20 protein-coding genes and 1 pseudogene are annotated in these 23,799 nt (G+C 61.3%); 12 read left to right on the top strand and 9 right to left on the bottom strand.

The genetic code is table 11. From position 1 onward, the window contains the following. The first annotated feature begins 63 nt into the window (after positions 1–63). From L6D63_RS13965 to L6D63_RS13990, 6 genes are all read left to right on the top strand, one after another. Entirely contained in the window at positions 64–1,629 is a 1,566-nt protein-coding gene (locus L6D63_RS13965; RefSeq protein WP_007969546.1) for an MBOAT family O-acyltransferase, read from the top strand. A gap of 10 nt (positions 1,630–1,639) precedes the next feature. Next, a complete protein-coding gene (locus L6D63_RS13970) occupies positions 1,640–2,812 on the top strand; it encodes an alginate O-acetyltransferase (protein ID WP_047292663.1) in 1,173 nt (390 codons plus the stop codon). Positions 2,813–2,827: 15 nt separating this feature from the next. Then, positions 2,828–3,484 (top strand): alginate O-acetyltransferase AlgF, encoded by a 657-nt coding sequence (locus L6D63_RS13975; protein WP_041064839.1) that lies wholly within the window; start codon positions 2,828–2,830, stop codon positions 3,482–3,484. A 211-nt stretch (positions 3,485–3,695) separates the two neighbouring features. Next, the gene (locus L6D63_RS13980; RefSeq protein WP_041064843.1) at positions 3,696–5,147 is read left to right on the top strand and encodes a mannose-1-phosphate guanylyltransferase/mannose-6-phosphate isomerase; all 1,452 of its coding nucleotides are present in this window, start codon (positions 3,696–3,698) and stop codon (positions 5,145–5,147) included. Positions 5,148–5,381: 234 nt separating this feature from the next. Further along, positions 5,382–5,846, top strand: coding sequence for a multidrug transporter (locus tag L6D63_RS13985; protein WP_095667447.1), 465 nt, complete (start codon positions 5,382–5,384; stop codon positions 5,844–5,846). A gap of 35 nt (positions 5,847–5,881) precedes the next feature. After that, positions 5,882–6,706, top strand: a complete 825-nt coding sequence (locus L6D63_RS13990; protein ID WP_131671482.1) for an SDR family oxidoreductase — start codon at positions 5,882–5,884, stop codon at positions 6,704–6,706. 134 nt (positions 6,707–6,840) lie between these two features. Here L6D63_RS13990 and L6D63_RS13995 read toward each other — a convergent pair. Next, positions 6,841–6,999: pseudogene (locus tag L6D63_RS13995) on the bottom strand (LysR substrate-binding domain-containing protein); the annotation flags it as partial. A 162-nt stretch (positions 7,000–7,161) separates the two neighbouring features. Here L6D63_RS13995 and L6D63_RS14000 point away from each other — a divergent pair. Next, entirely contained in the window at positions 7,162–7,560 is a 399-nt protein-coding gene (locus tag L6D63_RS14000; protein WP_131671481.1) for a DUF4440 domain-containing protein, read from the top strand. Between the two features lie 134 nt (positions 7,561–7,694). On the opposite strand, the gene L6D63_RS14005 is transcribed toward L6D63_RS14000, so the two are convergent. The 4 genes from L6D63_RS14005 to L6D63_RS14020 form a co-directional block, all read right to left on the bottom strand. Next, entirely contained in the window at positions 7,695–8,561 is an 867-nt protein-coding gene (locus L6D63_RS14005; protein ID WP_121183790.1) for an efflux RND transporter periplasmic adaptor subunit, read from the bottom strand. A gap of 10 nt (positions 8,562–8,571) precedes the next feature. After that, the gene (locus L6D63_RS14010; RefSeq protein ID WP_003221811.1) at positions 8,572–8,772 is read right to left on the bottom strand and encodes a DUF1656 domain-containing protein; all 201 of its coding nucleotides are present in this window, start codon (positions 8,770–8,772) and stop codon (positions 8,572–8,574) included. Beyond that, a complete protein-coding gene (locus tag L6D63_RS14015; RefSeq protein WP_131671480.1) occupies positions 8,762–10,954 on the bottom strand; it encodes an FUSC family protein in 2,193 nt (730 codons plus the stop codon). The genes L6D63_RS14010 and L6D63_RS14015 overlap by 11 nt, the downstream gene beginning before the upstream one ends. Before the next feature lie 232 nt (positions 10,955–11,186). Then, the gene (locus L6D63_RS14020) at positions 11,187–12,686 is read right to left on the bottom strand and encodes an efflux transporter outer membrane subunit (RefSeq protein WP_108181736.1); all 1,500 of its coding nucleotides are present in this window, start codon (positions 12,684–12,686) and stop codon (positions 11,187–11,189) included. Between the two features lie 281 nt (positions 12,687–12,967). Here L6D63_RS14020 and L6D63_RS14025 point away from each other — a divergent pair, with 281 nt between their 5' ends. From L6D63_RS14025 to L6D63_RS14040, 4 genes are all read left to right on the top strand, one after another. Continuing rightward, complete coding sequence (locus tag L6D63_RS14025) at positions 12,968–13,936, top strand: LysR family transcriptional regulator (protein WP_025112118.1); 969 nt, start codon at positions 12,968–12,970, stop codon at positions 13,934–13,936. Positions 13,937–14,317: 381 nt separating this feature from the next. Continuing rightward, positions 14,318–14,692: a DUF6124 family protein gene (locus L6D63_RS14030; RefSeq protein ID WP_131671479.1), complete on the top strand. Its 375-nt coding sequence runs from the start codon at positions 14,318–14,320 to the stop codon at positions 14,690–14,692. A gap of 1,092 nt (positions 14,693–15,784) precedes the next feature. After that, a complete protein-coding gene (locus L6D63_RS14035; RefSeq protein ID WP_131671478.1) occupies positions 15,785–16,759 on the top strand; it encodes a 2-hydroxyacid dehydrogenase in 975 nt (324 codons plus the stop codon). Between the two features lie 148 nt (positions 16,760–16,907). Further along, positions 16,908–17,417, top strand: a complete 510-nt coding sequence (locus tag L6D63_RS14040) for a DUF2165 family protein (protein ID WP_131671477.1) — start codon at positions 16,908–16,910, stop codon at positions 17,415–17,417. Between the two features lie 26 nt (positions 17,418–17,443). Here L6D63_RS14040 and L6D63_RS14045 read toward each other — a convergent pair whose 3' ends face one another. After that, the gene (locus L6D63_RS14045) at positions 17,444–18,346 is read right to left on the bottom strand and encodes a DMT family transporter (RefSeq protein ID WP_108181732.1); all 903 of its coding nucleotides are present in this window, start codon (positions 18,344–18,346) and stop codon (positions 17,444–17,446) included. 253 nt (positions 18,347–18,599) lie between these two features. Here L6D63_RS14045 and L6D63_RS14050 point away from each other — a divergent pair, with 253 nt between their 5' ends. After that, a complete protein-coding gene (locus L6D63_RS14050) occupies positions 18,600–19,475 on the top strand; it encodes an AraC family transcriptional regulator (RefSeq protein ID WP_131671476.1) in 876 nt (291 codons plus the stop codon). Positions 19,476–19,618: 143 nt separating this feature from the next. Here L6D63_RS14050 and L6D63_RS14055 read toward each other — a convergent pair whose 3' ends face one another. From L6D63_RS14055 to L6D63_RS14065, 3 genes are all read right to left on the bottom strand, one after another. After that, a complete protein-coding gene (locus L6D63_RS14055) occupies positions 19,619–22,048 on the bottom strand; it encodes a TonB-dependent siderophore receptor (RefSeq protein ID WP_047291830.1) in 2,430 nt (809 codons plus the stop codon). A gap of 198 nt (positions 22,049–22,246) precedes the next feature. Beyond that, a complete protein-coding gene (locus L6D63_RS14060; RefSeq protein ID WP_131671475.1) occupies positions 22,247–23,236 on the bottom strand; it encodes a FecR family protein in 990 nt (329 codons plus the stop codon). Then, positions 23,233–23,799 (bottom strand): RNA polymerase sigma factor, encoded by a 567-nt coding sequence (locus L6D63_RS14065; RefSeq protein ID WP_003221797.1) that lies wholly within the window; start codon positions 23,797–23,799, stop codon positions 23,233–23,235. The genes L6D63_RS14060 and L6D63_RS14065 overlap by 4 nt, the downstream gene beginning before the upstream one ends.

Consider the following 23,799-nt stretch of genomic DNA (forward strand, 5'->3'; position numbering starts at 1 on the left):
TTTCATGGGGGGTTTGGGGGGGCTTTGGCCCTTGACTGTTGGTTCAAACATGGAGAGATCGGGATGGTATTTTCATCCAACGTGTTCCTGTTTCTGTTCTTGCCGATCTTTCTCGGCTTGTACTACCTGAGCGGGCAACGCTATCGCAACCTGTTGCTGCTGATCGCCAGCTACGTGTTCTACGCGTGGTGGCGGGTGGACTTCCTGGCGCTGTTCGCCGGCGTCACCCTGTGGAACTACTGGATCGGCCTGAAAGTCGGTGCCGCCGGCGTGCGTACCAAACCGGCGCAGCGCTGGCTGCTGCTCGGCGTCGCGGTCGACCTGTGCATCCTCGGCTACTTCAAATACGCCAATTTCGGCGTGGACAGCATCAACGCGATCATGACCTCGTTCGGTCTGGAGCCGTTCATCCTGACCCACGTGCTGCTGCCGATCGGCATTTCGTTCTACATCTTCGAGTCGATCAGCTACATCATCGACGTGTACCGCGGCGACACCCCGGCCACGCGCAACCTGATCGACTTCGCGGCGTTCGTGGCGATCTTCCCGCACCTGATTGCCGGCCCGGTTCTGCGCTTCCGCGACCTTGCCGATCAATTCAACAACCGCACCCACACCCTCGACAAGTTCTCCGAAGGTTGCACGCGGTTCATGCAGGGTTTCATCAAGAAGGTGTTCATCGCCGACACCCTCGCGGTAGTGGCCGACCACTGCTTCGCCCTGCAAAACCCGACTACGGGTGATGCCTGGCTGGGCGCGCTGGCGTACACCGCGCAGCTGTATTTCGACTTCTCCGGTTACAGCGACATGGCCATCGGTCTGGGTCTGATGATGGGTTTCCGCTTCATGGAAAACTTCAAGCAGCCGTACATCAGCCAGTCGATCACCGAGTTCTGGCGTCGCTGGCACATCAGCCTGTCGACCTGGCTGCGTGACTACCTGTACATCACCCTCGGCGGTAACCGCAAAGGCACGCTGATGACCTATCGCAACCTGTTCCTGACCATGCTGCTGGGTGGTCTGTGGCACGGCGCGAATATCACTTACATCGTCTGGGGCGCCTGGCACGGTATGTGGCTGGCGATCGAAAAAATGCTCGGCATCAACACCTCGCCGCGCAGCCTCAACCCGATCCGCTGGGCGCTGACCTTCCTGCTGGTGGTGATGGGCTGGGTGATCTTCCGTGCCGAGAACCTGCACGTCGCCGGGCGCATGTACGGCGCGATGTTCAGCTTCAGCGACTGGTCGCTGTCGGAACTCAACCGCGCCAGCCTCACCGGTCTGCAAGTGGCAACCCTGGTGGTGGCGTACGCAACGCTGGCGTTCTTCGGCCTGCGTGATCTGTACACCAACCAGCCTCCAGTGAAGAGCAAACCTGAAGTCAACGTCGAGGCCAACGGCCCTGCCACCGCGACCCCGGGAATGATCAAGGCAGCCCCCGGCGAAAACCCGGCGAGCATCCATGAGCCTGGCTACACCGTCGGCGTCGAAGCCCAGGTGCAACCGGCGTACTGGACGGCGGACTGGTCGCGCTACGTGATGCGCGGGCTGATCCTGCTGCTGTTCATCGCCTCGATTCTCAAACTCTCGGCGCAAAGCTTCTCGCCGTTCCTTTACTTCCAGTTCTGAGGGATCTGACATGACCCGCTCATTACGCATCTTCTACATCGCGCTGTTTCTGCTGACCCTGCTGGTGCTCGGTCTGTGGTCGGTGCGCAGCTTCTTCGGCTTCAACACCAATGCCGACGCGACGGTGCTCAACGGCCGCTGGACCAAAGCCGTGGAAACCCACTACGACGATCAGTTTCCGATCAAGCGACTGGGCACCAACCTCTGGGCGGCGCTGGATTTCAAACTGTTCAACGAAGGGCGTCCGGGCGTGGTGCTCGGTCGCGATCAGTGGCTGTACAGCGACGAAGAATTCAACCCGATCGTCAACGAAGAGCTGAACCTGCAAGGCAACTACGCGCTGGTTGAAGGCGTGCGCCAGACCCTGAAAGAGAAAGGCGTGAAACTGGTGATGGCGATCGTGCCGGCCAAGGTGCGCCTGTACCCGGAACACCTGGGTGAAGTGAAACCGGCAAGCATTCACGCCAACCTTTATCAGGACTTCCACGCCCGTGTCGCGGCAGACAAGATTCTCGCCCCGGACCTGCTCGGCCCGCTGCAACAAGCCAAGCAAAACGGTCAGCAAGTGTTCCTGCGCACCGACACGCACTGGACCCCGGAAGGCGCCGAAATCGCCGCCAACACCCTGGCCAAGACCATCGCCGACAAGTTCCCGCTCAGCGGCGAGCCGCAGCGCTTCGTCACCACGCCAGCCGAAAAGGTCACGCACAAGGGCGACCTGCGTCTGTTCCTGCCGCTGGATCCGCTGTTCGAAAACCTGATGCCGGCGCAAGAGCCGCTGCAAAAGCGCAACACCGTGGCCGCCGAGCAACCGGCCGGTGACGACGCGCTGTTCGCCAGCAGCGAAGTACCGGTCGCACTGATCGGCACCAGCTACAGCGCGAACCCCAACTGGAACTTCGTCGGTGCGCTGAAACAAGCGCTGCACAGCGACGTGGTCAATTACGCCGAGGACGGCCACGGCCCGATCCTGCCGATGCTCAGCTACCTGAAAAGCGATGACTTCAAGAACAGCCCGCCACAGGTGCTGATCTGGGAGTTTCCTGAACGATATCTGCCTGTGAACAACGAAATCGGCGACGCCGACCCGCAGTGGGTCGCAGAGCTCAAACAAGCCGGTGCTCGCCAACAAAACGTAGCCATCAACACTAAATCCGAGACGCCCGATCGGGCGCAAAACTGAAAGAGAGGTAACACCATGACTTTCACTACTACTCCTCGTCGTCTCGCCAAACGCTTCGCACTGGTTGCGGGTCTGAGCGTGCTGTCGGTCCAGGCCTTTGCCGGTGGTGACGCCGCGCTGTACGGCCCGACCGCACCAAAAGGCTCGACCTTCGTGCGGGTCTACAACGCCAGCAACGCCGAAGTCAGCGCCACCGTCGGCAGCACCAATCTGAGTGACGTAGCGCCACTGGCCAGCAGCGACTTCAGCTTCATGCCGGGCGGTGACTACAGCGCCAAAGTCGGCAGCCAGACCCTGCCGGTCAAACTGGCCGGTGACCACTACTACACCCTGGTCAACAACGCGTCCGGCGCGCCGCAACTGATCGAAGAACCGCCGTTCAAGAACAAGCAGAAATCCCTGGTGCGCGTGCAGAACCTCAGCGACAAGCCGCTGACCCTGAAGACCGCCGACGGCAAGACCGAGGTGGTGCCGAACGTGGCCGCCAAGGGCCGTGGCGAGCGTGAAATCAACCCGGTGAAAGTCAGCCTGGCGCTGTACGAAGGTGACAAGAAAGTCGGCGACGTGAAACCGGTCGCGCTGGAGCGCGGTGAGGCCGCGGTGCTGTACGTCACCGGCTCCGGCAGCAGCCTGTCGCCAGTCTGGGTGAAGCGCCCGGTGTCGACGCGCTAACAAATTTCATGAACTGACCCGGCCTCCTGTGGGAGCTGGCTTGCCAGCGATGCAGACACCTCGGTTCTGCAGATACACCGAGGTGATGCCATCGCTGGCAAGCCAGGCTCCCACAGGGACCGAGGCAAGAGTTCGGATACGAGACAACAACAAGAGTGAAACGACACAACGTTCGTGCCTCTAACCAATCGATTTTTATGGAGTAAACAACATGATTCCGGTGATCTTGTCAGGTGGTAGCGGTTCACGTCTTTGGCCGCTTTCGCGTAAGCAATTCCCTAAACAATTCCTCGCCCTGACCGGTGAACACACGCTGTTCCAGCAAACGCTGGAGCGCCTGGTGTTCGAAGGCATGGACACGCCGATCGTGGTCTGCAACAAGGATCACCGTTTCATCGTCAACGAACAGTTGGCCAACCGTAACCTCGAATGCCAGCGCATCCTCATGGAGCCGTTCGGCCGCAACACCGCACCAGCGGTAGCGCTGACTGCGATGATGCTGGTCAATGAAGGGCGTGACGAACTGATGCTGGTGCTGCCGGCCGACCACGTGCTGGAAGACCAGAAAGCCCTGCAACGCGCCCTCGCCCTGGCCACCGTTGCCGCCGAAAACGGCGAGATGGTGCTGTTCGGCGTGCCGGCGACCAAACCGGAAACCGGCTACGGCTACATCAAATCCACCGGCGACTCGCTGCTGCCAGAAGGCGTCAGCCGCGTTTCGCACTTCGTTGAAAAACCTGACGTCAAACGCGCCACTGAGTACGTTGAATCAGGCGGCTACTACTGGAACAGCGGCATGTTCCTGTTCCGCGCCAGCCGCTTCCTCGAAGAGCTGAAAAAGCACGATCCGGACATCTACGACACCTGCCTGCTGACCCTTGAGCGCAGCCAGCAGGACGCCGACACCATCACCTTCGACGAAGCCACCTTCGCTTGCTGCCCGGACAACTCCATCGACTACTCGGTGATGGAAAAAACCCAGCGCGCCTGCGTGGTGCCGCTGACCGCCGGCTGGAGCGATGTCGGTTGCTGGTCGTCGCTGTGGGAAGTCAACGAGAAGGATGCCAACGGCAACGTCAGCAAAGGCGACGTGGTGATCCAGGACAGCAAGAACTGCATGATCCACGGCAACGGCAAACTGGTGTCGGTGATCGGCCTGGAAAACATCGTCGTGGTCGAAACCAAGGACGCGATGATGATCGCCCACAAAGACAAGGTTCAGGGCGTCAAGCAGATGGTCAACACCCTCAACGAGCAGGGCCGCAGCGAAACCCAGAACCACTGCGAGGTCTACCGTCCGTGGGGTTCCTACGACTCAGTGGACATGGGCGGCCGCTTCCAGGTCAAGCACATCTCGGTCAAGCCGGGCGCGTGCCTGTCGCTGCAAATGCACCACCACCGCGCCGAACACTGGATCGTGGTCAGCGGCACCGCCGAAGTGACCTGCGATGACAACGTGTTCCTGCTCTGCGAGAACCAGTCGACATACATCCCGATCGCCTCGGTGCACCGCCTGCGCAACCCGGGCAAGATCCCGCTGGAAATCATCGAAGTGCAGTCGGGTTCGTACCTGGGTGAAGACGATATCGAGCGCTTCGAAGACATCTACGGTCGCTCCACCCCGATCGAACGCGGCGTGTCGGTGAAAACCATCGCGCAGTGATCTCCCGGCAATAGGAAGCCCCCGTCCAGCCCGCTGCGTCCCCTATCCGCAGTGGGTTGGGCGGGGGCTTTTTTTAGAAGCAAAAGATCGCAGCCTGCGGCAGCTCCTACAGGGAAAACGCGTTCAAACCGTAGGAGCTGCCGCAGGCTGCGATCTTTTGACTTTACCCTGCCCATCGCCAACCTCACCTACGCTTAGGTAGGATGCCCCTCTATCCCTGCGAGGTTGTGCGACATGTTCATCGGCGTCCTGCTGGTCATTACCTGGCTGATCCTCTTGCTACGCTATCCGGCCAAGGCCGTGCCGGTGTCGGTCGCGGCCGCCGTGGGTCTGGGACTGGTCGCGGTCTGGGTAGTGTGGCTGGACAACCGCGAGCTCAAGCAACTGGCGCGTCTGGAGATGCGCATTGTCTATGCGCCTGAACAATGCCCGGCGGATCGCCCGCTGCAACTGAAAATGAACAACGGCAACGACGTGCCGCTGACCGAACTGCGCTGGCGCATCGCAGCCTACGCGCCCGGTGACACGGTCAATCTGGCCGACAACCAATACACCGCCCCACGCTATCGCGGTCCCGGCGAACTGCAGGCCGGCGGTAACTGGGAAGACTGCCTGCCGATGCCACCGCTGCGCCCCGGTTACCGTCCGCAAACCCTGGAGTTTCGCGCCGAGCGTTTGCAGGGCAGTTTCTCCGACTGATCCTTCTCCCCACCTTTTTGCACAAGGAATGCGCCATGCCCGTTGCGTTGATTACCGGTTGCTCCAGCGGCATTGGCCGCGCCCTCGCCGATGCATTCAAAGCCGCCGGCTACGAAGTCTGGGCCACTGCGCGTAAAACCGAAGATGTCGCGGCCCTCGCCGCTGCCGGGTTCACCGACATCGCGCTGGACGTCAATGACAGCCTGGCGCTGGAACAGCTCGCCGAACGCCTCAACCAGCAACACGGCGGCCTCGACGTGCTGATCAACAACGCCGGTTATGGTGCCATGGGGCCGTTGCTCGATGGCGGCGTACCGGCCATGCAGCGCCAGTTCGAGACCAACGTGTTTTCGATGGTCGGCGTGACTCGTGCCCTGTTCCCGGTGCTGCGCCGGGCCAAGGGGCTGGTGGTGAATATCGGCAGTGTCTCAGGCGTGCTGGTGACGCCGTTCGCTGGCGCGTATTGCGCCTCGAAAGCGGCAGTGCATGCGTTGAGCGATGCACTGCGCATGGAACTGGCGCCGTTCGGCATTCGCGTGATGGAGGTCCAGCCCGGGGCGATTCAGTCGAGCTTCGCCAAAAACGCCGGACACGAAGCCGAGCAACTGATCAACGAGCAGTCGCCGTGGTTTCCCTTGCGTGAGGGAATCCGCGCACGGGCCAAGGCCTCGCAGGACAAGCCGACGCCAACCAGTGAGTTTGCGGCTGAGTTGCTCAAGGCTGTGCAGCGGGACAAGCCGCCACGCTTGATTCGTATCGGTAATGGCAGCCGCGCGTTGCCGTTGCTGGCGACGGTGTTGCCCAAGGGGTTGCTGGAGTCGACGTTGATGCGGCGGTTCGGGTTGCGTGGGAAGCTCTGAGACCGAGGTGCCCCCATCGCGGGCAAGCCACGCTCCCACAGAGTTTTGCGCCGTACACGAATATCCAGAGCAACACAAAAACCTGTGGGAGCGTGGCTTGCCCGCGATGAGGCCGGCACAGTCAACCGAGATCCTCAGCCCCAGCCCTTCATGAAATCAATGAACGCCCGCACCTTCAGCGGCAAATGCCGGGTATCCGGGTACAGCGCATACACCCCCTGCTGAGCAAAACGGTAATCGGCCAGCAACCGCACCAATCGCCCCGCTTCCAGATCATCCTGAATCAGCCACTGCTGCTCAGTTCGCTGTTGGGCGCATTGGGCGGCAATGATTTCCGCTTACTGCTTTCTCGCCGCCGCTCTGCTGAAGCTGTTGCCGATGGTCGCCGCGCTGCGTTTCGACGCCTCCACAGTGCTCGCCCTACTGAGCCCACCTTCCCTTCAGGAAAAATCCACATGATTGACTACAACGAATATTTTGATGAAGTGATCCAGGCCCACCTGGTCATCGAACGCTGGTTTGCCGTGGAGCAGGATTCGGCCGAATTGGCGCGTTTGCTGAGCCGGTTCTCGGCGGATTTTTCCATGGTCACGCCGCTGGGTCGGGCGCTGGATATCGAAGCCTTGCGCGGGCTGTTTCAGTCAGCAGGCGGGAAGAAGCCCGGGTTCCGGATCGAGCTCAGTGAGCTGCGCGGGATTGCCCTGCATGCGCATGGCGCAACGCTGAGTTATCGCGAGCAGCAGAGCGATGCGAGCGGGTTGCACACTGATCGCCGGTCGACAGTGGTGTTTGAAAAGAGCGAAGACGGGCGGGTGCTGTGGCGGCATTTGCAGGAGACGTTTTGCAGCGAATAGATTTCCTGAGAAACCGCGTCGCCCCAATCGCGGGCAAGCCACGCTCCCACAGATATCACGGCGTTCAAAGAATTTGCGCACGCCACAACATCTGTGGGAGCGTGGCTTGCCCGCGATGGCAGCGACGCGGTCTGTCAGTTGTCCACCGACTCTTGCTTCACCACCACCGTGCAAGTGATCCCCGCCGCCAGCAACACCCCCTCCGGCACGTCATCGATGTGAATGCGCACCGGTACCCGCTGTGCCAGGCGCACCCAATTGAACGTCGGGTTCACGTCGGCGATCAGCTCGCGGCTTTCCGGGTTGTCGCGGTCGTAGATGCCGCGGGAAATGCTTTCCACGTGGCCCTTCAACACTTCGCCGCTCATCAGTTGCATGTCGGCTTTGTCACCCACGCGCACATGCGGCAGTTTGGTCTCTTCGAAGAAGCCGTAGACCCAGAACGAGTTCATGTCGACCACGGCCATTTTCGCTTCGCCGATGCGCGCGTAATCGCCGCGATGCACGTTGAGGTTGGTCACGTAACCGTCCACCGCCGCGCGCACTTCAGTGCGTTTGAGGTTCAGTTCGGCGGCTTCCAGTTGCGCTTGTGCGTGTTGGTAATCGGCCAGCGCGGCGTCGGCGATGTTGCTGGCGTCGTCGCGGTTTTCCTTGGAGATCACCAGGTTGTCCAGGTCAGCGCGGCGATGTGCGTTGACTTTGCGCATCTCCCACGTCGACTTGCGCGAAGCCACCAGCGACTGCGCCTGCTTGACCGCGATGCGGTAGTGCTCGGGGTCGATCTGCATCAACAGGTCGCCCTTCTTCACCAACTGGTTGTCGCGCACCGGCACATCGATGACTTCACCGGTGACGTCGGCGGCGACGTTGATGATGTCGGCGCGAACGCGGCCGTCACGGGTCCACGGGGTGTTCATGTAGTGCTCCCACAGGGTCCGGCCAATCCACAGTGCCAGGGCCAGCACCAGCAGGGTCGCGAGCAGGCTGAAAAACTTTTTCATCAGAACGTTCTCAACGGTAGACAGTCAGCGCCATGGCGCCGAACAGACAGGTAAACAGACTCAGGCGCAGCAGCGCCGGGTGCCAGAAAAAACGGTACAGATCGAACCCCGAAAGGAACCGGTCGAGCGCCCAGGCCAACGCCGCAGCGACAAAGAACATCAGGGTCATGGTCGGCATGTACACGCCGTGGAAGGCGATTTCACGAGGCATGGGCAAGTCCTTCGGGTTTGGCGACGGCATAGGCGGCGAGCGGTGATTGCGGGTCGAGCAACGAGGTGCGGATGAAGTGCAGGTAGCTCTTCACCCGACGCAGCGCGGAGGTGTCGAAGTGCGGCGCGAACGGCTCGTCGGTCGCGGCGACCCGGCTGATCGCGTGATCGACCGCCACCAGTGCGCGCTCCAGATTGCTCGGGTTCGGTTGCAGAAACAGCCGCACCAGCGCCCGGCCCATCACCCGAATGGCCTGGCGCCACGGCTGCGATTCGGCATACGCCGGGTGCACCGGGAGAATTGCCTGTTCCTTGCGCAACTCGATGATCGCGTGGCCGACTTCGAGCACCACGAACATCCAGCGCAGCAGGTTTTTTTGTACCTTCGGCTGACCGGCAGCGAGGCCGTATGCCTGATGCAACAGATCGCGGGTGCGACTCTCGAAACTCGACGCCAGCCCCTTGAGTTTGCCGCTGATGGCGTAGACCACCTGACCGCGCAGGTCCTGCTCCAGCCGCTTCCACAACCAGCGGCTGTTCGGCGGCAGAATGATTGCCCCCGCCGCCGCGCACACCAGCATGCCCATGACCATGGCGATGTAGTCGTTGATGAAGGTGTAAGGGTTGTAGACGGTCAGGTTGTCCGGCACGGAACCTGTGCTGAAGAAGATCAGCAACCCCAGGCCGACCCCGGCATATTGCGGCCGCGACGTGAGGAACGAACCGAGCACGATCACCGGCGCGAGCATCACGCACAACAGCGGAAAACCGTCGATCCACGGGAAGATGAAAAACATCTCGACGAAGCCGATCAGCGCCCCGAGGAACGTCCCGCAGGCCATCTGGAACGCCATGCGTTTCGGGTTCGGTGTGGCGGCGGACAAACCCACGGTGGCGGCGGCAATCAAGGTCATGGTCGCGCCACTCGGCCACGCGGTGGCCACCCAATAGCTGCCCAGCACAATCAGGATGAACGACGCGCGGATCCCCGAAGCCGCTGCGGCCCACCAGTTGGTTTGCGGGGTGAACGGCTCGTCCCAGCGCTCACGCTCGTGGCGGTGATCGGCCAGCGAGGCGTGGGTCTGTGCATAACTGTGCAAGTCATCGACAAAGCGATAGAGCAATTCGTAGGCGGTGTGGAAGTCCAGTTGCTCGGCTTCACTCGGAGCGGTTTCCTGGAAAATGCCGCGCAAGGTTCGCACGCGTGTCGGCAGGCCTTCCTTGTAAGTCGCCAACGCCGTCGCCAGACGTGCCGCGTCCGGGCTGGTCAAGGCACGGCCACTGAAGCCGTCGAGCACTTCGGCCAGGTCCTGCAGGCCCGGTTTGATCGCGGCCACCACATGTTCTTCGCCATTGCCGCGCAGGCGCTCGAGCAACTGATGCAGGGCGTTGAAGCGTGTGGTGATGCCCATGAACTCGCTGTTCAAACGACTGAGGCGACCGTTGCGCCGACGCATGTGCGGGTCTTCGAACACGGTCACGCTGCGCAGCCCTTCCAGGCCTACGGCTTCGGCGATGAAGCGCACGTTGCTCGCTTCGAACGACTCGGCCTTGCTGCGCCCGCGCAGGCCATCGGTGACGAATAGCGCGAACACACCGAAGCGCTGATACAGCGCGTTGCGCATGGCTGCGCTGGCGGTTTGCGGCAGGATCGCGGCGCTGATCACGGTCGAGCAGAGAATCCCCAACGAGATTTCCAGCACCCGCCACACAGCGGCCATGAACGCACCGTCCGGATGCGCCAGCGCCGGCAGCCCGACCATCGCCGCGGTGTAGCCCGCCAGGACAAAACCGTAGGCGCGAAAGTTACGGCAGCGCGCCGCCCCCGCCGAACAGATGCCAACCCAGATCGCCAGCGAGCCCAGGAACAATTCGGTGTTCTGCGCGAACAGCGCGATCAGCGTGACCATCATCGCCGACCCGGCCAGCGTGCCGAGAAAGCGATAGAAACTCTTGGCGAACACCTGCCCGCTCTGCGGCTGCATGACGATGAACACGGTGATCATCGCCGTACGCGGTTGCGGCAACTCCAGGCGCATCGCCAGCCACAGCGTCAGGAACGCGGCGAGCAATACCTTGAAGATGTAGACCCAGGTCACGCCATCACTGCGCGCCCAGTCAAAGAAGCCACGGCGCCATTCCAGGGAGGCGAGCCAGCGTAGAGGTGCGGGCAAGGGAGTCATTAAATCTGCTCAATGATTGAGGACTGAAGAGTTATCTGTGGCAAACATCAATTTTTGTGGTGAACACAAACTCTGTGGTGAGGGGATTTATCCCCGATGGGTTGCGCAGCAGCCCCAAGAAAAGCCAATGCGGTGTGCCAAGCAGAACCGGTTTGCAGGTTTTGGGGCTGCTCCGCAGCCCATCGGGGATAAATCCCCTCGCCACAAAGGTTTTGTGTAGTGAGTTGTGTGTTCACCGCAGCAGAGTCGGGGTTTTCGGGGCTGCTGTTTGCTCGGCAGTCGGCACGTCATTACCCGCCCCGAGGCCGCCACCCAACGCCGTCACCAGCTCGGCATGCGCACTCAAGCGCGCCGCCTGCACTTGCTGCTGCACTTGCTGTTGCTTGAACAGCAAGGTCTGCGCATTGAGCACGTTGAGGTAATCGGTGAGGCCGCGCTGATAGGCAATCATCGCGATGTCGTAGGTCTTCTGCGCGGTGGCCACCGACTCGGCAGCGAAGGCTTGCTGCTTGTCCATCGACTCGCGGCGGATCAACTGGTCGGAGATGTTCTTCAGCGCATTGACCAGCGTCTGGTTGTAATGCGCCACAGCGATGTCATACCCGGCGGACGCTTCGCCCAGCTCACTGCGCAAACGTCCACCGTCGAAGATCGGCAAGGAGATCGCCGGGCCGACGTTGTAGTTGAGCTTCTTGCCAGTCAAAAACTCCAGCGCCCCGCCGCCGGTGGCCATGTAGCCGAGGCTGCCGACCAGATCGACGTTGGGATAAAACCCGGCGTGCGCCACGTCGATGCCGCGTGCCTGCGCTGCCACTTGCCAGCGACTGGCAACCACGTCCGGGCGTTGACCGAGCAACTCGGCGGGCAATGCCGACGGCAGTTTCAACGCAGCACCCAGGGCCAAAGTCGGGCGCTGCAATTGCGCACCGTCGCCCGGGCCCTTACCGGCCAGCGCGGCGATCTGGTTGCGGCTCAGGGCGATGGCTTCGTCGAGCGCATCCAGTTGCCGATGGGTTTCCGGCAACGGTGTTTCGGCCTGACTGACTTCGAAGTGCGTGCCGATCCCGCCATCCAGACGCTTCTGCGCCAGATCCAGAATCTGCTGTTGCTGCTTGAGGGTCGCGGCGACGATATCGCGCTGGGCATAGTGCAGCGACAGCTCGATGTAGGCGCGCACGATATTGTTCTGCAATTCCAGCTGCGCCAGCCGCGCTTCGGCGGCGCTCATGTGCGCCAGATCCACCGCGCGTTCGCTGGCATTGCTTTCACGCCCCCAGAGGTCGAGGGCGTAGCTGAAACCCAGCGCGGCGTTGTTGTCCCAGGTGGTGGTGTTGGCCAGCTCGCCCGGGCCGTAGAACTGGTCGGTCGGCCAGTTGTGGCGCTTGAGCGTCGACTCGCCATTGATCTGTAACGACTCGGCCGCTTCGGCGACACCGGCCAGCGCCTTGGCCTGACGCACCCGCGCCGCGGCCATGGCCATGCTCGGACTGCCCTGCACGGCGAGGTCGATCCAGCGATTGAGTTGCGGGTCGCCGTAGGCTTGCCACCATTGTGCGGTGGGCCAATTGGCGTCTTTGGCTGCGTGGGCAATCGCGTCGTCGGTGGCCAGGGTATTGGCCTCCAGTGCCTTGCCCTGCGGGGCAATTCCTCCGGTACCGATGCAGCCGCCAAGACCCAAAGTAAAAGCCAGAACACTGAGCGGCAAAAGCGCTCTGTTGATGCGACGCGGCACAGCTGCGAATTCCTGAAAGAGGATAAGGCGGGACGTGTTCCCTTCTGTAGGAGCTGCCGAAGGCTGCGATCTTTGATCCTGATTCCCTTAAAACAGAATCAAAAGATCGCAGCCTTCGGCAGCTCCTACAGGGAACGGCGCAATTCTAGGTGGACGCCTTGGTGGCGATAAGCTGGGATTCCTGTGAATCTTTGTTACCGTTAACGAGATAATCCCTTGGTCGGGGGTCTCAGCCCCTGAAACTTCGTGTCACAATTTGCCATCTCCCTTGAGAGCACCCCATGGACACATTGCAAAACATGCGCGCCTTCAGTTGTGTGGCCGAAGCTGGCAGCTTCACCGCCGCCGCCGTGCAACTCGACACCACCACGGCCAACGTCTCGCGCGCGGTCTCCAACCTGGAAGCCCACCTGCAAACCCGCCTGCTCAATCGCACGACCCGGCGCATCGCCCTGACCGAGGCCGGCAAGCGCTACCTGCTGCGCTGCGAACAGATCCTGGCCTATGTCGAAGAAGCCGAAGCCGAGGCCAGCGAAGCCCACGCGCGCCCCGCCGGGCAACTGAAAGTGCACACCATGACCGGTATCGGTCAGCACTTCGTGATCGACGCCATCGCCCGCTACCGCAAGACCCACCCGGACGTGACCTTCGACCTGACCATGGCCAACCGCGTGCCGGACCTGCTCGACGAGGGCTATGACGTGTCCATCGTGCTGGCCAGCGAACTGCCGGACTCGGGCTTCGTCTCGCAACGCCTGGGCATCACCTACAGCATCGTCTGCGCCTCCCCGGCCTACGTGAAAGCCAACGGCTGCGCGCAAAAACCCAGCGACCTGCTGAACCACGCCTGCCTGCGCCTCGTCAGCCCGGTGATCCCCCTGGAAAAATGGGCCTTCAACGGCCCCGACGGCCAGGAAATGGTCACCATCAACAGCTCGCCGTTCCTGGTGAACTCCGCCGACGCCATGAAAGCCGCGATCATCAGCGGCATGGGCGTCGGCGTCCTGCCGGTCTACGCCGCCATCGAAGGCCTGCGCAACGGCACGCTGGTGCGGATGATGCCCAACTACCGCTCGCAGGAACTCAACCTGTACGCGATCTACCCGTCGCGGCAATACCTGGACGCGAAGATCAAGACCTGGGTCGAGTATCTGCGCGGATCACTGCCGGAAATCCTTGCCGCGCACCAGGCAGAACTGGCGGCTTATGAGTTGAGTGGCAGCCTCGCCGGAGCCCGTGTCGCCAACTGACTTAAACAAACCGCCAAACCTGTAGGAGCTGCCGCAGGCTGCGATCTTTTGCCCTTGATGTTTAACAATCAAAAGATCGCAGCCTACGGCAGCTCCTACAGAAGCGGTGATTTGAAGGAAGTTTTCCGACAGGTTTTGACGGTTGTGGCTCGGAAGTGGGGTGGATAGGCTCAGGGGGTCGTTGACGAATCAACGACCGGACTTGGTCGTCCGGGTTTAGAATGGCGCACTTTTTAAGCTTGCTTAATGGCGAGCTGTGCGTGGGAGGGCCTTGGCCCTGCCGGGTTTCCATTCCCTGGTCGACCAACCTGCGTACGGTTCGCCACCCTATTGCTTGGTCGCAGTACGTGGCGAACTCCACATCCCGAATGGAGTTCCAGCATGATCAAACCCACACCCAATCCGCCCCCAGCGGAAAGCACCTCCCCCTACGAATCCCTCGATTCAAAAAAGCTCCACGATGCCGCCGAACGCGCCCTCGACCACTACCTGAAACCTTCCGCCGCCGCTGTAAGATTCCACAAACCCAGCAGCATGTTCCAGGTCGCCCCCGACATGGACGACGAAAGCCTGCTGGTCCACGCCTGCGAATCACTGGCCCAAGCCAGCCTCATGACCAGCGACATCGCCGCGTACATCGACATCCCGCAGCGCCGGACGATACTGGCCATTCAGCAAATCATCATGCTCGCCGAACTGGCGGTGAACCGAGTGCTGGATAACCACGAAATCACACAATCTCCAACACACAACTAATCCCCTGCTCGCGAAGGCGCCAGCACATTCAATATTTATGGTGCCTGCACCACCGCTTTCGCGAGCAGGCTCGCTCCCACAGGTAAATTGAGTGCATTGAGCCAGAACATGGTCGGCTGTCAGGCCGCCATCGCTGGCAAGCCAGCTCCCACAGTTTTTGATTTGTGCATGCCCCATGCGGCGCAGCCGCCCCACTCAAAACAATGAGCGCAAGCTCGAGTACCGCTCTTGATCTCCCACAGGTAAATCGAGTGCATTCAACCAGAACCTGGTCGGCTGTCAGGCCGCCATCGCTGGCAAGCCAGCTCCCACAGTTTTTGATTTGTGCATGCCCCATGCGGTGCAGCCCACACTCAAAACAATGAGCGCAAGCTCAAGTACCGCTCTTGATCTCCCACAGGTAAATTGAGTGCATGCAGCCAGAACATGGTCGGCTGTCAGGCCGCCATCGCTGGCAAGCCAGCTCCCACAGTTTTTGATTTGTGCATGCCCCATGCGGCGCAGCCGCCCCACTCAAAACAATGAGCGCAAGCTCGAGTACCGCTCTTGATCTCCCACAGGTAAATTGAGTGCATTCAGCCAGAACATGGTCGGCTGTCAGGCCGCCATCGCTGGCAAGCCAGCTCCCACAGTTTTTGATTTGTGCATGCCCCATGCGGCAAAGCCGCCCCACTCAACAGGATGAGCGTTAGCTCGGCTGCAGCTCTTGATCTTGATCCACGGGCGACGTCGGAAGGCTGAGCGGAGGGATTGATCCGGGGGTGGGAGCGCAGCGACCGTTTGGCGCAGCCAAACACAGCGAGAGGAGGTGCAGCGAAGCAAACCGGAGGCGATGCGCCCGGATGAACCCCGCAACGAAGGAACCCGAGCCTGAGCGAGGGCCGTACGCCGGGGCCCAGCGTTTTGGTTACTTTTGGGCGTCTGCAAAAGTGACTCGCCGTAAGGGCGAAACCGCCAGCCGCAACACCCGAAGCAACGGATAAACACCCAAAACCCCAGGAGCATGGTCGGCCCGGAGGCCGCCAAGACAAGCCAAACCCCACAAAGAAATGTTAGCGTGCTTGGTAATAAAGACAGCCGAGCCCAAGCCCAATGAAAAAAACAGTCCTGGCCTTCAGCCGCATCACCCCACCCATGATCGAACGCCTGCAACAGGAATTCGACGTCATCGTTCCCAACCCGAAGAACGGTGACATCAACGCCCAATTCAACGAAGCCCTGCCCCACGCCCACGGCCTGATCGGCGTTGGCCGCAAACTCGGTAAAGCCCAACTCGAAACCGCCACAAAACTCGAAGTGGTCTCCAGCGTCTCCGTCGGCTACGACAACTACGACCTCGACTACTTCAATGAACGCGGAATCATGCTCACCAACACCCCGGACGTGCTCACCGAAAGCACCGCCGACCTCGCCTTCGCCCTGATCATGAGCAGCGCCCGCCGCGTCGCCGAACTCGATGCCTGGACCAAGGCCGGGCAGTGGCAAGCCAGCGTCGGCGCGCCATTGTTCGGCTGCGACGTCCACGGCAAGACCCTGGGCATCGTCGGCATGGGCAACATCGGCGCTGCCATCGCCCGCCGTGGCCACTTCGGCTTCAACATGCCGATTATCTACAGCGGCAACAGCCGCAAGCCCGAACTGGAACAACAACTCGGCGCACACTTTCGCAGCCTCGACCAGTTGCTCGCCGAAGCCGATTTCGTCTGCCTGGTGGTGCCGCTCAGCGACAAGACCCGCCACCTGATCAGCCATCGCGAACTGGGCCTGATGAAGCCGGGCGCGATCCTGGTCAACATCTCCCGTGGTCCGGTGGTCGACGAGCTGGCGCTGATCGAGGCGCTGCAGAACAATCGCATCCGTGGCGCCGGTCTGGACGTCTACGAAAAAGAACCGCTGGCCGAGTCCCCGCTGTTCCAGTTGAAAAATGCTGTGACATTGCCGCACATCGGCTCGGCCACCGGAGAAACCCGCGAAGCCATGGCCAATCGCGCGCTGGCCAACCTGCGCAGCGCCTTGATGGGCGAGCGTCCACGGGATCTGGTAAACCCGCAGGTCTGGCGCGGTTAAACAAAATCGGGCAAGTGCCAAAAGACACTTGCCCGACACGTTATGCACGCCCACATACTTTGCAATTCAACCCGACACCAAAACAATAGACCCCGCTATAAACTCTCCCGACATATCGAACCCTCGACAAATGTTATGGAGAACACACTTGAACGCTCTGACCATGGATAAAATTATCCGCTACAGCAAAGTCATACTGATGAGTTACTTCAGTTTTTTTGGCTTGCTGATGATGTTCAGCAATTTCACCGACTACGGTTCAAACTACGAATATGTCGCGCACGTCCTGAGCATGGACACGACCGAACACAACCCCAACCTGCGCTACCGCGCCATCACCTCGCCAACGCTGCACCACCGTATCTACTGGCTGATCATTACCCTGGAAGTCACTTTCAGCGCATTTTGCATGTTGGGTGTCTATCAATTACTCAAGAACATCAACGGCTCCAGCGAGGAATTTCATGAAGCCAAGAAGTTTTCGATCATTGGCCTTTTAATAGCTGTTTTCATCTACTACGTATGTTTTCAAGTTGTCGGTGTCGAATGGTTCGACATGGACACTTCAAACATCTGGAACGCCAAGGATTGGGCCCGACATATTGTCGACTTTATCTTGCCGCTGCTGATTTACATCGTGATAAAAGTCGAGCGCTGAACATCAGCGCTCGCACAGTGACAGGCTCAAGCCAATTTGCCTTGACGGGGCAATGCCACGGCACGAGGTTTGCGAAATACCAAGACGTTGCCAAGCATGACCAACACCAGGCCGAGCAGCGCCGGAGCCGTCCACTGGTAGCCTTCGGCAAACGCCGAAACGTTCAGCGCCACCACCGGGAACAACACTGTGCAATAGGCCGCGCGCTCCGGGCCCATGCGCCCGACCAGCGTCAGGTAGGCGGTGAAACCGATCACTGAACCCGGGATCACCAGATACAACAGCGCGCCGACGTAACGTGGCGACCAGTCCATGTCGAACGCAATGCCTTTGACCAGGCACCACACCGACAACATCGCCGCCCCGTAGGCCATGCCCCAGGCATTGGTGGTCAACGGTTTCAGACCGGCCTTCTGCTGCAGACTCGACAGCATGTTGCCCGCCGAGAAACACAGCGTGCCGCACAGGGCCAACGCCAGACCGAGCAAGGTCTGCGGACTGGCTTGATGGCCGGACAGTTCCGGCCAGAACAACATCCCCAGCCCGAACAAACCGAGCGCGCCCCCCATCAGCACATTGCGCGCAATGCGCTGACCGAAGAACACCCGCGCATTGAGCGCGTTCCACAAGGTGGCGGTGGAAAACACCACCGCCACCAGACCGCTGGGAATCCACTGACTGGCCGTCAGAAAGCACATGAAGTTGACACAGAACAGGCACAACCCCTGCGCCACGCAGATCAAATGACCACGGCGATTCATCGGTTGCAGGCGCCGACTGAGCAGCAACAGCACGAACAGCACCAGCGCGGCGAGGCCGAAGCGATAGACGATCGACACCGGAATCGCCACCACCCCCAATTGCCATTTCAGGGCAATCCAGGTGGTGCCCCAGATCAGCACAGTCAGCAGATACAGCGAAAGGTTCATGACGAGACTCCTGAGGACACCGGACACTCTGTGGCGAGCGAGCTTGCTCGCGCCGGGCTGCGCAGCAGCCCCGTTCATGAGTGCTGCGCACTCGACGGGAGCAAGCTCCCTCACCACAGGGTTGTGTTGTATGGAGATTCAGGGTGCGGCAGCAACGATCGGGGCGCTTGCAGATTCTTGCGCTTTTGTCGCCCGACAGGCTGGCAGCGCCAAGGCTACGGAGTAGGATGCAAGGCGTTAGAGAGAACCGCACATGGCCGCTATCGATACCCTGCAAGTCTTTCAAGCCCTCAACCGCTCGCCGAACGCACGCCTTGTGCACAGCGCCGAGCTCGGTGACGGCTTGTCTGCGGCTCTGTGGACCAACCACCACGACGCCCAGGAATACGAAGCGCCGAGCCACCACACGCTGTCCTGCTACATCGCCGGTGGCACCGGCACCTTTCGGCGCGGGCAGCCGGGGCACAAGGGTGGGCCGGACAAACTGTGCATCCTGCCCGCCGATCACGAATCCGGCTGGGTGATCAACGGTGACATTCGCCTCGCTCACCTGTATTTCAGTGCCGAGCAATTTGCGTTGGGCTGCGTCACCTTGCTCGATCGCGAGCCGCGAGAAATGCAGTTGCGCGAGCAGACTTTTCTCGAAGATCCGCAACAGGCACAGCGCTTTCGGCAATTGCTCATGCTGAACTGGGACGAGCCGGCCGAACGTTTGCTGACCAGCAGCCTCGCTCACGAATTGATCAGCCACACCCTGCTCAGCCAGGTCGGCGCGCGCCAGGGTGTGCGCCTCAAGGGCGGACTGGCGCCCCACCAGCGCCGGCAGTTGGTGGAGTTCATCGACAGTCAATTGGCCGAACCGATCAGCCTCGGGCAACTGGCCGGTCTGTGTGCGTTGTCGGAATACCACTTTGCGCGGATGTTTCGCGTGAGCTTCGGCTTGCCGCCGCATCAGTACGTGCTGGCGCGACGCATGAGCCGGGCGCGGGAGTTGCTGCGCGGGACGGCGTTGCCGCTGGGGGAAATTGCGCTGGCGTGCGGGTTTGCCAGTGCCAGTCATTTCACCAACCGGTTTCGCCAGGTGTTGGGTGGGACACCGGGGGAATATCGGCAGGCGTTTTTGCGTTAGAGGCGAATTTTTCAGGTGTCTGTCAGGGCCTTATCGCTGGCAAGCCAGCTCCCTCAATGTCTCCGCCCGTTCAAGCCATTTGTGCCCGACCGAGAACCTGTGGGAGCTGGCTTGCCAGCGATGAACGATGACGCGGTCCCCGATCAGAACTCCAGCGTGCTGGAGAGCGAAATCTGCCGCGAGTCGCCCATCGACACAAAGAACCGGCTTGCCGCCGAGGTGTAATACGTGCGGTCGAACAGGTTCTTCACATTGAGCTGGAACTTGACCTTCTGCCCTTCGAGTCGGGTGTCGTAAGTGGCAAACGCATCGGCCACGGTGTAGCTCGGCAGATCGAAATCATTCACCGCGTTGCCCGCGCGCTCACCGACATACCGCGCCCCGGCACCGACCCGCAGTTGGTCGCCACCGATCACGCTGCCGAAGTCATACACCGCTGACAATGAGCCGCTGTTTTTCGCCACGTTCTGCAGGCGATTGCCTTTGTAGTCCGGGTCTTCGGTGACCTCGGCATCGGTGTAGGCATAGGCGCCGATCAGGCTCCAGCGATCGCTCAACTGGCCGGTCAGGTCCAGTTCCAGACCACGGGAACGCACCTCGCCCGCGGCGCTGTAGATCGTGGTCGGGCCTTCGGCGTTGGCCACCAGCACGTTACGTTTCTTGATGTCGAACAATGCAATGTTGCCGGTGATGCGCCCCGGCATATCCAGACGCGCCCCCAATTCCCACGACTTGGCTTCTTCCGGCGCAATACTGCCGTCGAGCACAGTGCTGCTGCCGCTGAGCGGGGCGATGGTCGAGTTGGGTTTGAACGATTCGGTGTAGCTGCCGTAGAACGACAACTCGTCGGTGTAGCGATACACCAGACCGGCGCGCGGTACGAACTTCTGCCCGTTGCTGTCGGTGTTGGCCTTGAACGGCACCCCCTTGCCGGCGTACTGGTCGTACTCCTGGAAGCGCCCGCCGGCGACCAGAATCCACTGATCATTGAGATGGATCGAGTCCTGCAGGAACACCGAATCGCTGCGCAGCAGATCGGTCTGCGCGCTGTCCGCCGGGCTGACCGTGGTGCCTTCGACTTCACGGCCATACACCGGATTGACGTAGCTGAAGGTGCTCAGGCTTTTCTGGCGGATCAGGTCGGCGCGATAGATTTTGCGGTACTCGTCGTCGACGCCGAACACCAGGTCATGTTGCATGCCCAGCAGGTTGACCTTGCCCTCAAGGCTGGCGGTGGTGAAGCGGTCGGTGCTGATCGCGCCTTGCGTGCCGTCCATGCTGCGGGTCAGCGTGCCTTTTTTGGTATCGATGGCGGTCACGCGCACCTGGCTGGCGTCGTAGGTTTCGCGGTTCCAGCTGTAGCCGAAGTGGGCTTTCCAGTCGTCGTTGAGTTCGTGATCGGCCTCGAAATGGTACAGATCCGAGCGGCCTTCCATGTCGTTGAACGGCTCGTCCAGACGCTCGTTGCGCGAGATGTCCAGCGGATGGTTGGTGCGCGGATCGATGACCGTGCCCCGGTCGAACGGGGTGAGAAACTCGCGGTGTTCATAGCCGAACGACAGCTTGGTACGCTCGCCGAACCAGGCCAGCGACGGCGCGATCAGCGTCTCGCGATGGGTGCCGTAGTTGCGCCAGTAATCTTCGTCTTCATGGTCCAGCACCAACCGGTAGGCCAGCCCGGATTCACCCAGTGCCCCGGTGCTGTCGAAGGTGCCGCCGCTGCCATTCTTGCCGTCGCCGTAGCTCGAACCGCGCAGGGTCAGCGCGTTGTATTGGGTCAATTCCGGCTTTTTGCTGACCAGGTTGACCACCCCGCCCGGGTCCTGAATGCCGTAGAGCAACGAGGCCGGGCCCTTGAGCACTTCGACCCGATCGACTGTCGCGTTCATGCCACGGCCCTGCACGATCGGCATGCCGTCGCGCATGATCGAGCCGTTGCGGTTGTCGCCAAAGCCGCGGGTCATCACCGAGTCCTGAGTGCTGCCCAAGGTGTTGCCCTGGGTGATGCCGCTGACGTTGGCCAGCGCATCGTCGAGATTGCGCGGGGTCTGATCGCGAATGACCTGGGCCGGAATCACGTTGACGGTCTGCGGAATCTCCTGCAGCGAAGCCGAGGAGCGCATCACCGAACTGGTCTGCGGCGGCTGGTAGCTCATCGACTCGTCGCGGGTCGAGGTGATGGTGGTGGCGCCGAGGTTAAGCGCACCAGCGGTGGGCTGCGGTTCCAGCGCCAGGGTGTGGCTGTCGGTGCGGCGGAAGGTCATGCCCGAACCGCTGAGCAGGCGTTGCAGCGCTTGTTCGGCGCTCATCTGGCCGCTGACGGCCGGGGCGTTGATGCCGTACGGCGCCTCATCGGTGTAGACCACGCTCTGCCCGGTGACGCGGCTGAAATCGCTCAGGGCCTGGGGCAGCGGTTTGGCGCTCAGGGAAAAATTGAACTGCTTCTGCGCGGGGCTGCTGACGGCTTCAGCGGCGAGTGCAACGCTCATCGGCAACAGCGCCAATGCGGAAAAACTCAATGCCGAAACGCCTAACCACTGTTTGACCGAACCCGATTTTGCCCTGGACTTCATTGCTCAATGACCTGTGTAGAACCGCAACGGATGCGAATGAATCGCAGTTTCAGTCACTACACGGATGGGGCTGTGGTTTACCTCACCACAATTTTGAAAATTTTTTTGGAGATCAAAAGATCGCAGCCTGCGGCAGCTCCTACAGGTTACGCGATCCCCTGTAGGAGCTGCCGCAGGCTGCGATCTTTTGACGTTGATTCAACGCAGAATAATCAGATGCCCCAACACCTGATGCTGCTCAAACCCCATCACCCCTTGCAGCGAACTCAATACAGCCTGCGGATCCTTGCTCGGAAAACTGCCGCTGACCTTGCGCGCAGCCAACTCATCGTTGAGCACAACAATCCGCCCTGGGTAATAGCGCCGCAAATCCTGCACCACATCGGCCAGCGACGCCTTGTAGTACGTCAGCCAGCCCTGCCGCCAGGCCAGTTGTGCTTCGCTGTCCACGGCGTGCAGTTTTTCTGCGCGGCCTTGTCCGTAAGCCACTTGCTGGCCGGCGGTCAGAATCTGCTGTTGCGCATTGCGATCCGCCGTCACGCCAACGCGCCCGGACAACACCGTGACCTGCGCGCCCTGCGGTTGCAGACGCACTTCGAACTGCGTACCGAGGACCCGCGCCTGGCCATTCTCGGCCTCGACCACAAAGGGATCACCGGTGTGCGTCACATTGAAAAAACCAGCGCCACGCCGCAACTGCACATGCCGCTCACCTCGACTGAAATCCACGGCAATAGCGCTGTCGGCGTCCAACGTGACTTGCGATTGGTCGGCCAGGGTCACCGTGCGGATTTCCCCCGGCGCCGAAACGTAATCGGCGCCCAGATCGTCGATCCAGCGCTGCGGCTGCCAGCCCGTGCCGAGGCTGAGCATCAGCAACAGACACGCGGCCATTGCCAGCGCGCCCGACCAGCGCAACAGCGGCGAGCGACGCGGACGCTCCATTGCGTTGAGGTAGCCCTGCAACGCAAACGCGTCCTCATCGGCCAGGGCGCGCGCCGGACTTTCGCTCAACTCCCACACGACTTGCGCCTGGGCGTAGGCCTCGGCGTGGGCCGGGTCGGCGCGCAGCCACTGGCTGAAGGTCAGTTGATCGCCAGTGCTCGGGCGGTCGTGCAACAGGCTCAGCCAGGCGAGTGCGGCCTGTTCCTGAGCGGGTGTAGGGATGATGCGGTCGGTGGCTTTCACGGTGCTTTCCCTGGCAGGCGTGGTGCGGGTTCGCGCAGGCTGGCCTTGCAGGCCTCGAGGGCGCGCATCATATGTTTTTCCACGGCACTTTGAGACAGGCCCATTGCCTTGGCGATGTCTGCGTACTTGCGACCGTGAATGCGATTGAGCAAAAAAATCTGCCGGGTGCGCTCGGGCAAGGCGCGCAACGCCGCTTCGACATGGCGCAGGTCATTGCCCGCTTCGAGCGCGGCTTGCGGTTCGCTGCCGTGGCTGTCCGGCGCATCCGGTTGCCAGCCCTCGTTGACCCGCACCCGCGTGCCTTCGCTGCGCAAATGATCGATGGCGATGTTGCCGGCGCAACGCAACAGGTAGGTGCTGAGCTCTTCGACCTGCACCAGCGGCCTGCGCCAGAACCGCAGGAACAGGTCCTGCACCAGATCCGCTGCCGTGGCCCGGCAACCGACGCGCCGGTTGACCAGCGCTTCCATTTGCGAGCGCTGCGAGAGGAACACCTGAAGAAAATGCGCACGCGCGCCATGGGGCTCGTCGTCGCGGGACTCCGGCGGATGACCGATCAGCAT

Source organism: Pseudomonas parakoreensis (genome assembly GCF_021602155.1).
Lineage (GTDB): Bacteria > Pseudomonadota > Gammaproteobacteria > Pseudomonadales > Pseudomonadaceae > Aquipseudomonas > Aquipseudomonas parakoreensis.

Bases quoted from the DNA above. Each gene is read 5' to 3' on its own strand.
- L6D63_RS13965 (WP_007969546.1), top strand. From the start codon at position 64: ATGGTATTTTCATCCAACGTGTTCCTGTTTCTGTTCTTGCCGATCTTT.
- L6D63_RS13970 (WP_047292663.1), top strand. From the start codon at position 1,640: ATGACCCGCTCATTACGCATCTTCTACATCGCGCTGTTTCTGCTGACC.
- L6D63_RS13975 (WP_041064839.1), top strand. From the start codon at position 2,828: ATGACTTTCACTACTACTCCTCGTCGTCTCGCCAAACGCTTCGCACTG.
- L6D63_RS13980 (WP_041064843.1), top strand. From the start codon at position 3,696: ATGATTCCGGTGATCTTGTCAGGTGGTAGCGGTTCACGTCTTTGGCCG.
- L6D63_RS13985 (WP_095667447.1), top strand. From the start codon at position 5,382: ATGTTCATCGGCGTCCTGCTGGTCATTACCTGGCTGATCCTCTTGCTA.
- L6D63_RS13990 (WP_131671482.1), top strand. From the start codon at position 5,882: ATGCCCGTTGCGTTGATTACCGGTTGCTCCAGCGGCATTGGCCGCGCC.
- L6D63_RS14000 (WP_131671481.1), top strand. From the start codon at position 7,162: ATGATTGACTACAACGAATATTTTGATGAAGTGATCCAGGCCCACCTG.
- L6D63_RS14005 (WP_121183790.1), bottom strand. From the start codon at position 8,561: ATGAAAAAGTTTTTCAGCCTGCTCGCGACCCTGCTGGTGCTGGCCCTG.
- L6D63_RS14010 (WP_003221811.1), bottom strand. From the start codon at position 8,772: ATGCCTCGTGAAATCGCCTTCCACGGCGTGTACATGCCGACCATGACC.
- L6D63_RS14015 (WP_131671480.1), bottom strand. From the start codon at position 10,954: ATGACTCCCTTGCCCGCACCTCTACGCTGGCTCGCCTCCCTGGAATGG.
- L6D63_RS14025 (WP_025112118.1), top strand. From the start codon at position 12,968: ATGGACACATTGCAAAACATGCGCGCCTTCAGTTGTGTGGCCGAAGCT.
- L6D63_RS14030 (WP_131671479.1), top strand. From the start codon at position 14,318: ATGATCAAACCCACACCCAATCCGCCCCCAGCGGAAAGCACCTCCCCC.
- L6D63_RS14035 (WP_131671478.1), top strand. From the start codon at position 15,785: ATGAAAAAAACAGTCCTGGCCTTCAGCCGCATCACCCCACCCATGATC.
- L6D63_RS14045 (WP_108181732.1), bottom strand. From the start codon at position 18,346: ATGAACCTTTCGCTGTATCTGCTGACTGTGCTGATCTGGGGCACCACC.
- L6D63_RS14050 (WP_131671476.1), top strand. From the start codon at position 18,600: ATGGCCGCTATCGATACCCTGCAAGTCTTTCAAGCCCTCAACCGCTCG.
- L6D63_RS14055 (WP_047291830.1), bottom strand. From the start codon at position 22,048: ATGAAGTCCAGGGCAAAATCGGGTTCGGTCAAACAGTGGTTAGGCGTT.
- L6D63_RS14065 (WP_003221797.1), bottom strand. From the start codon at position 23,799: ATGCTGATCGGTCATCCGCCGGAGTCCCGCGACGACGAGCCCCATGGC.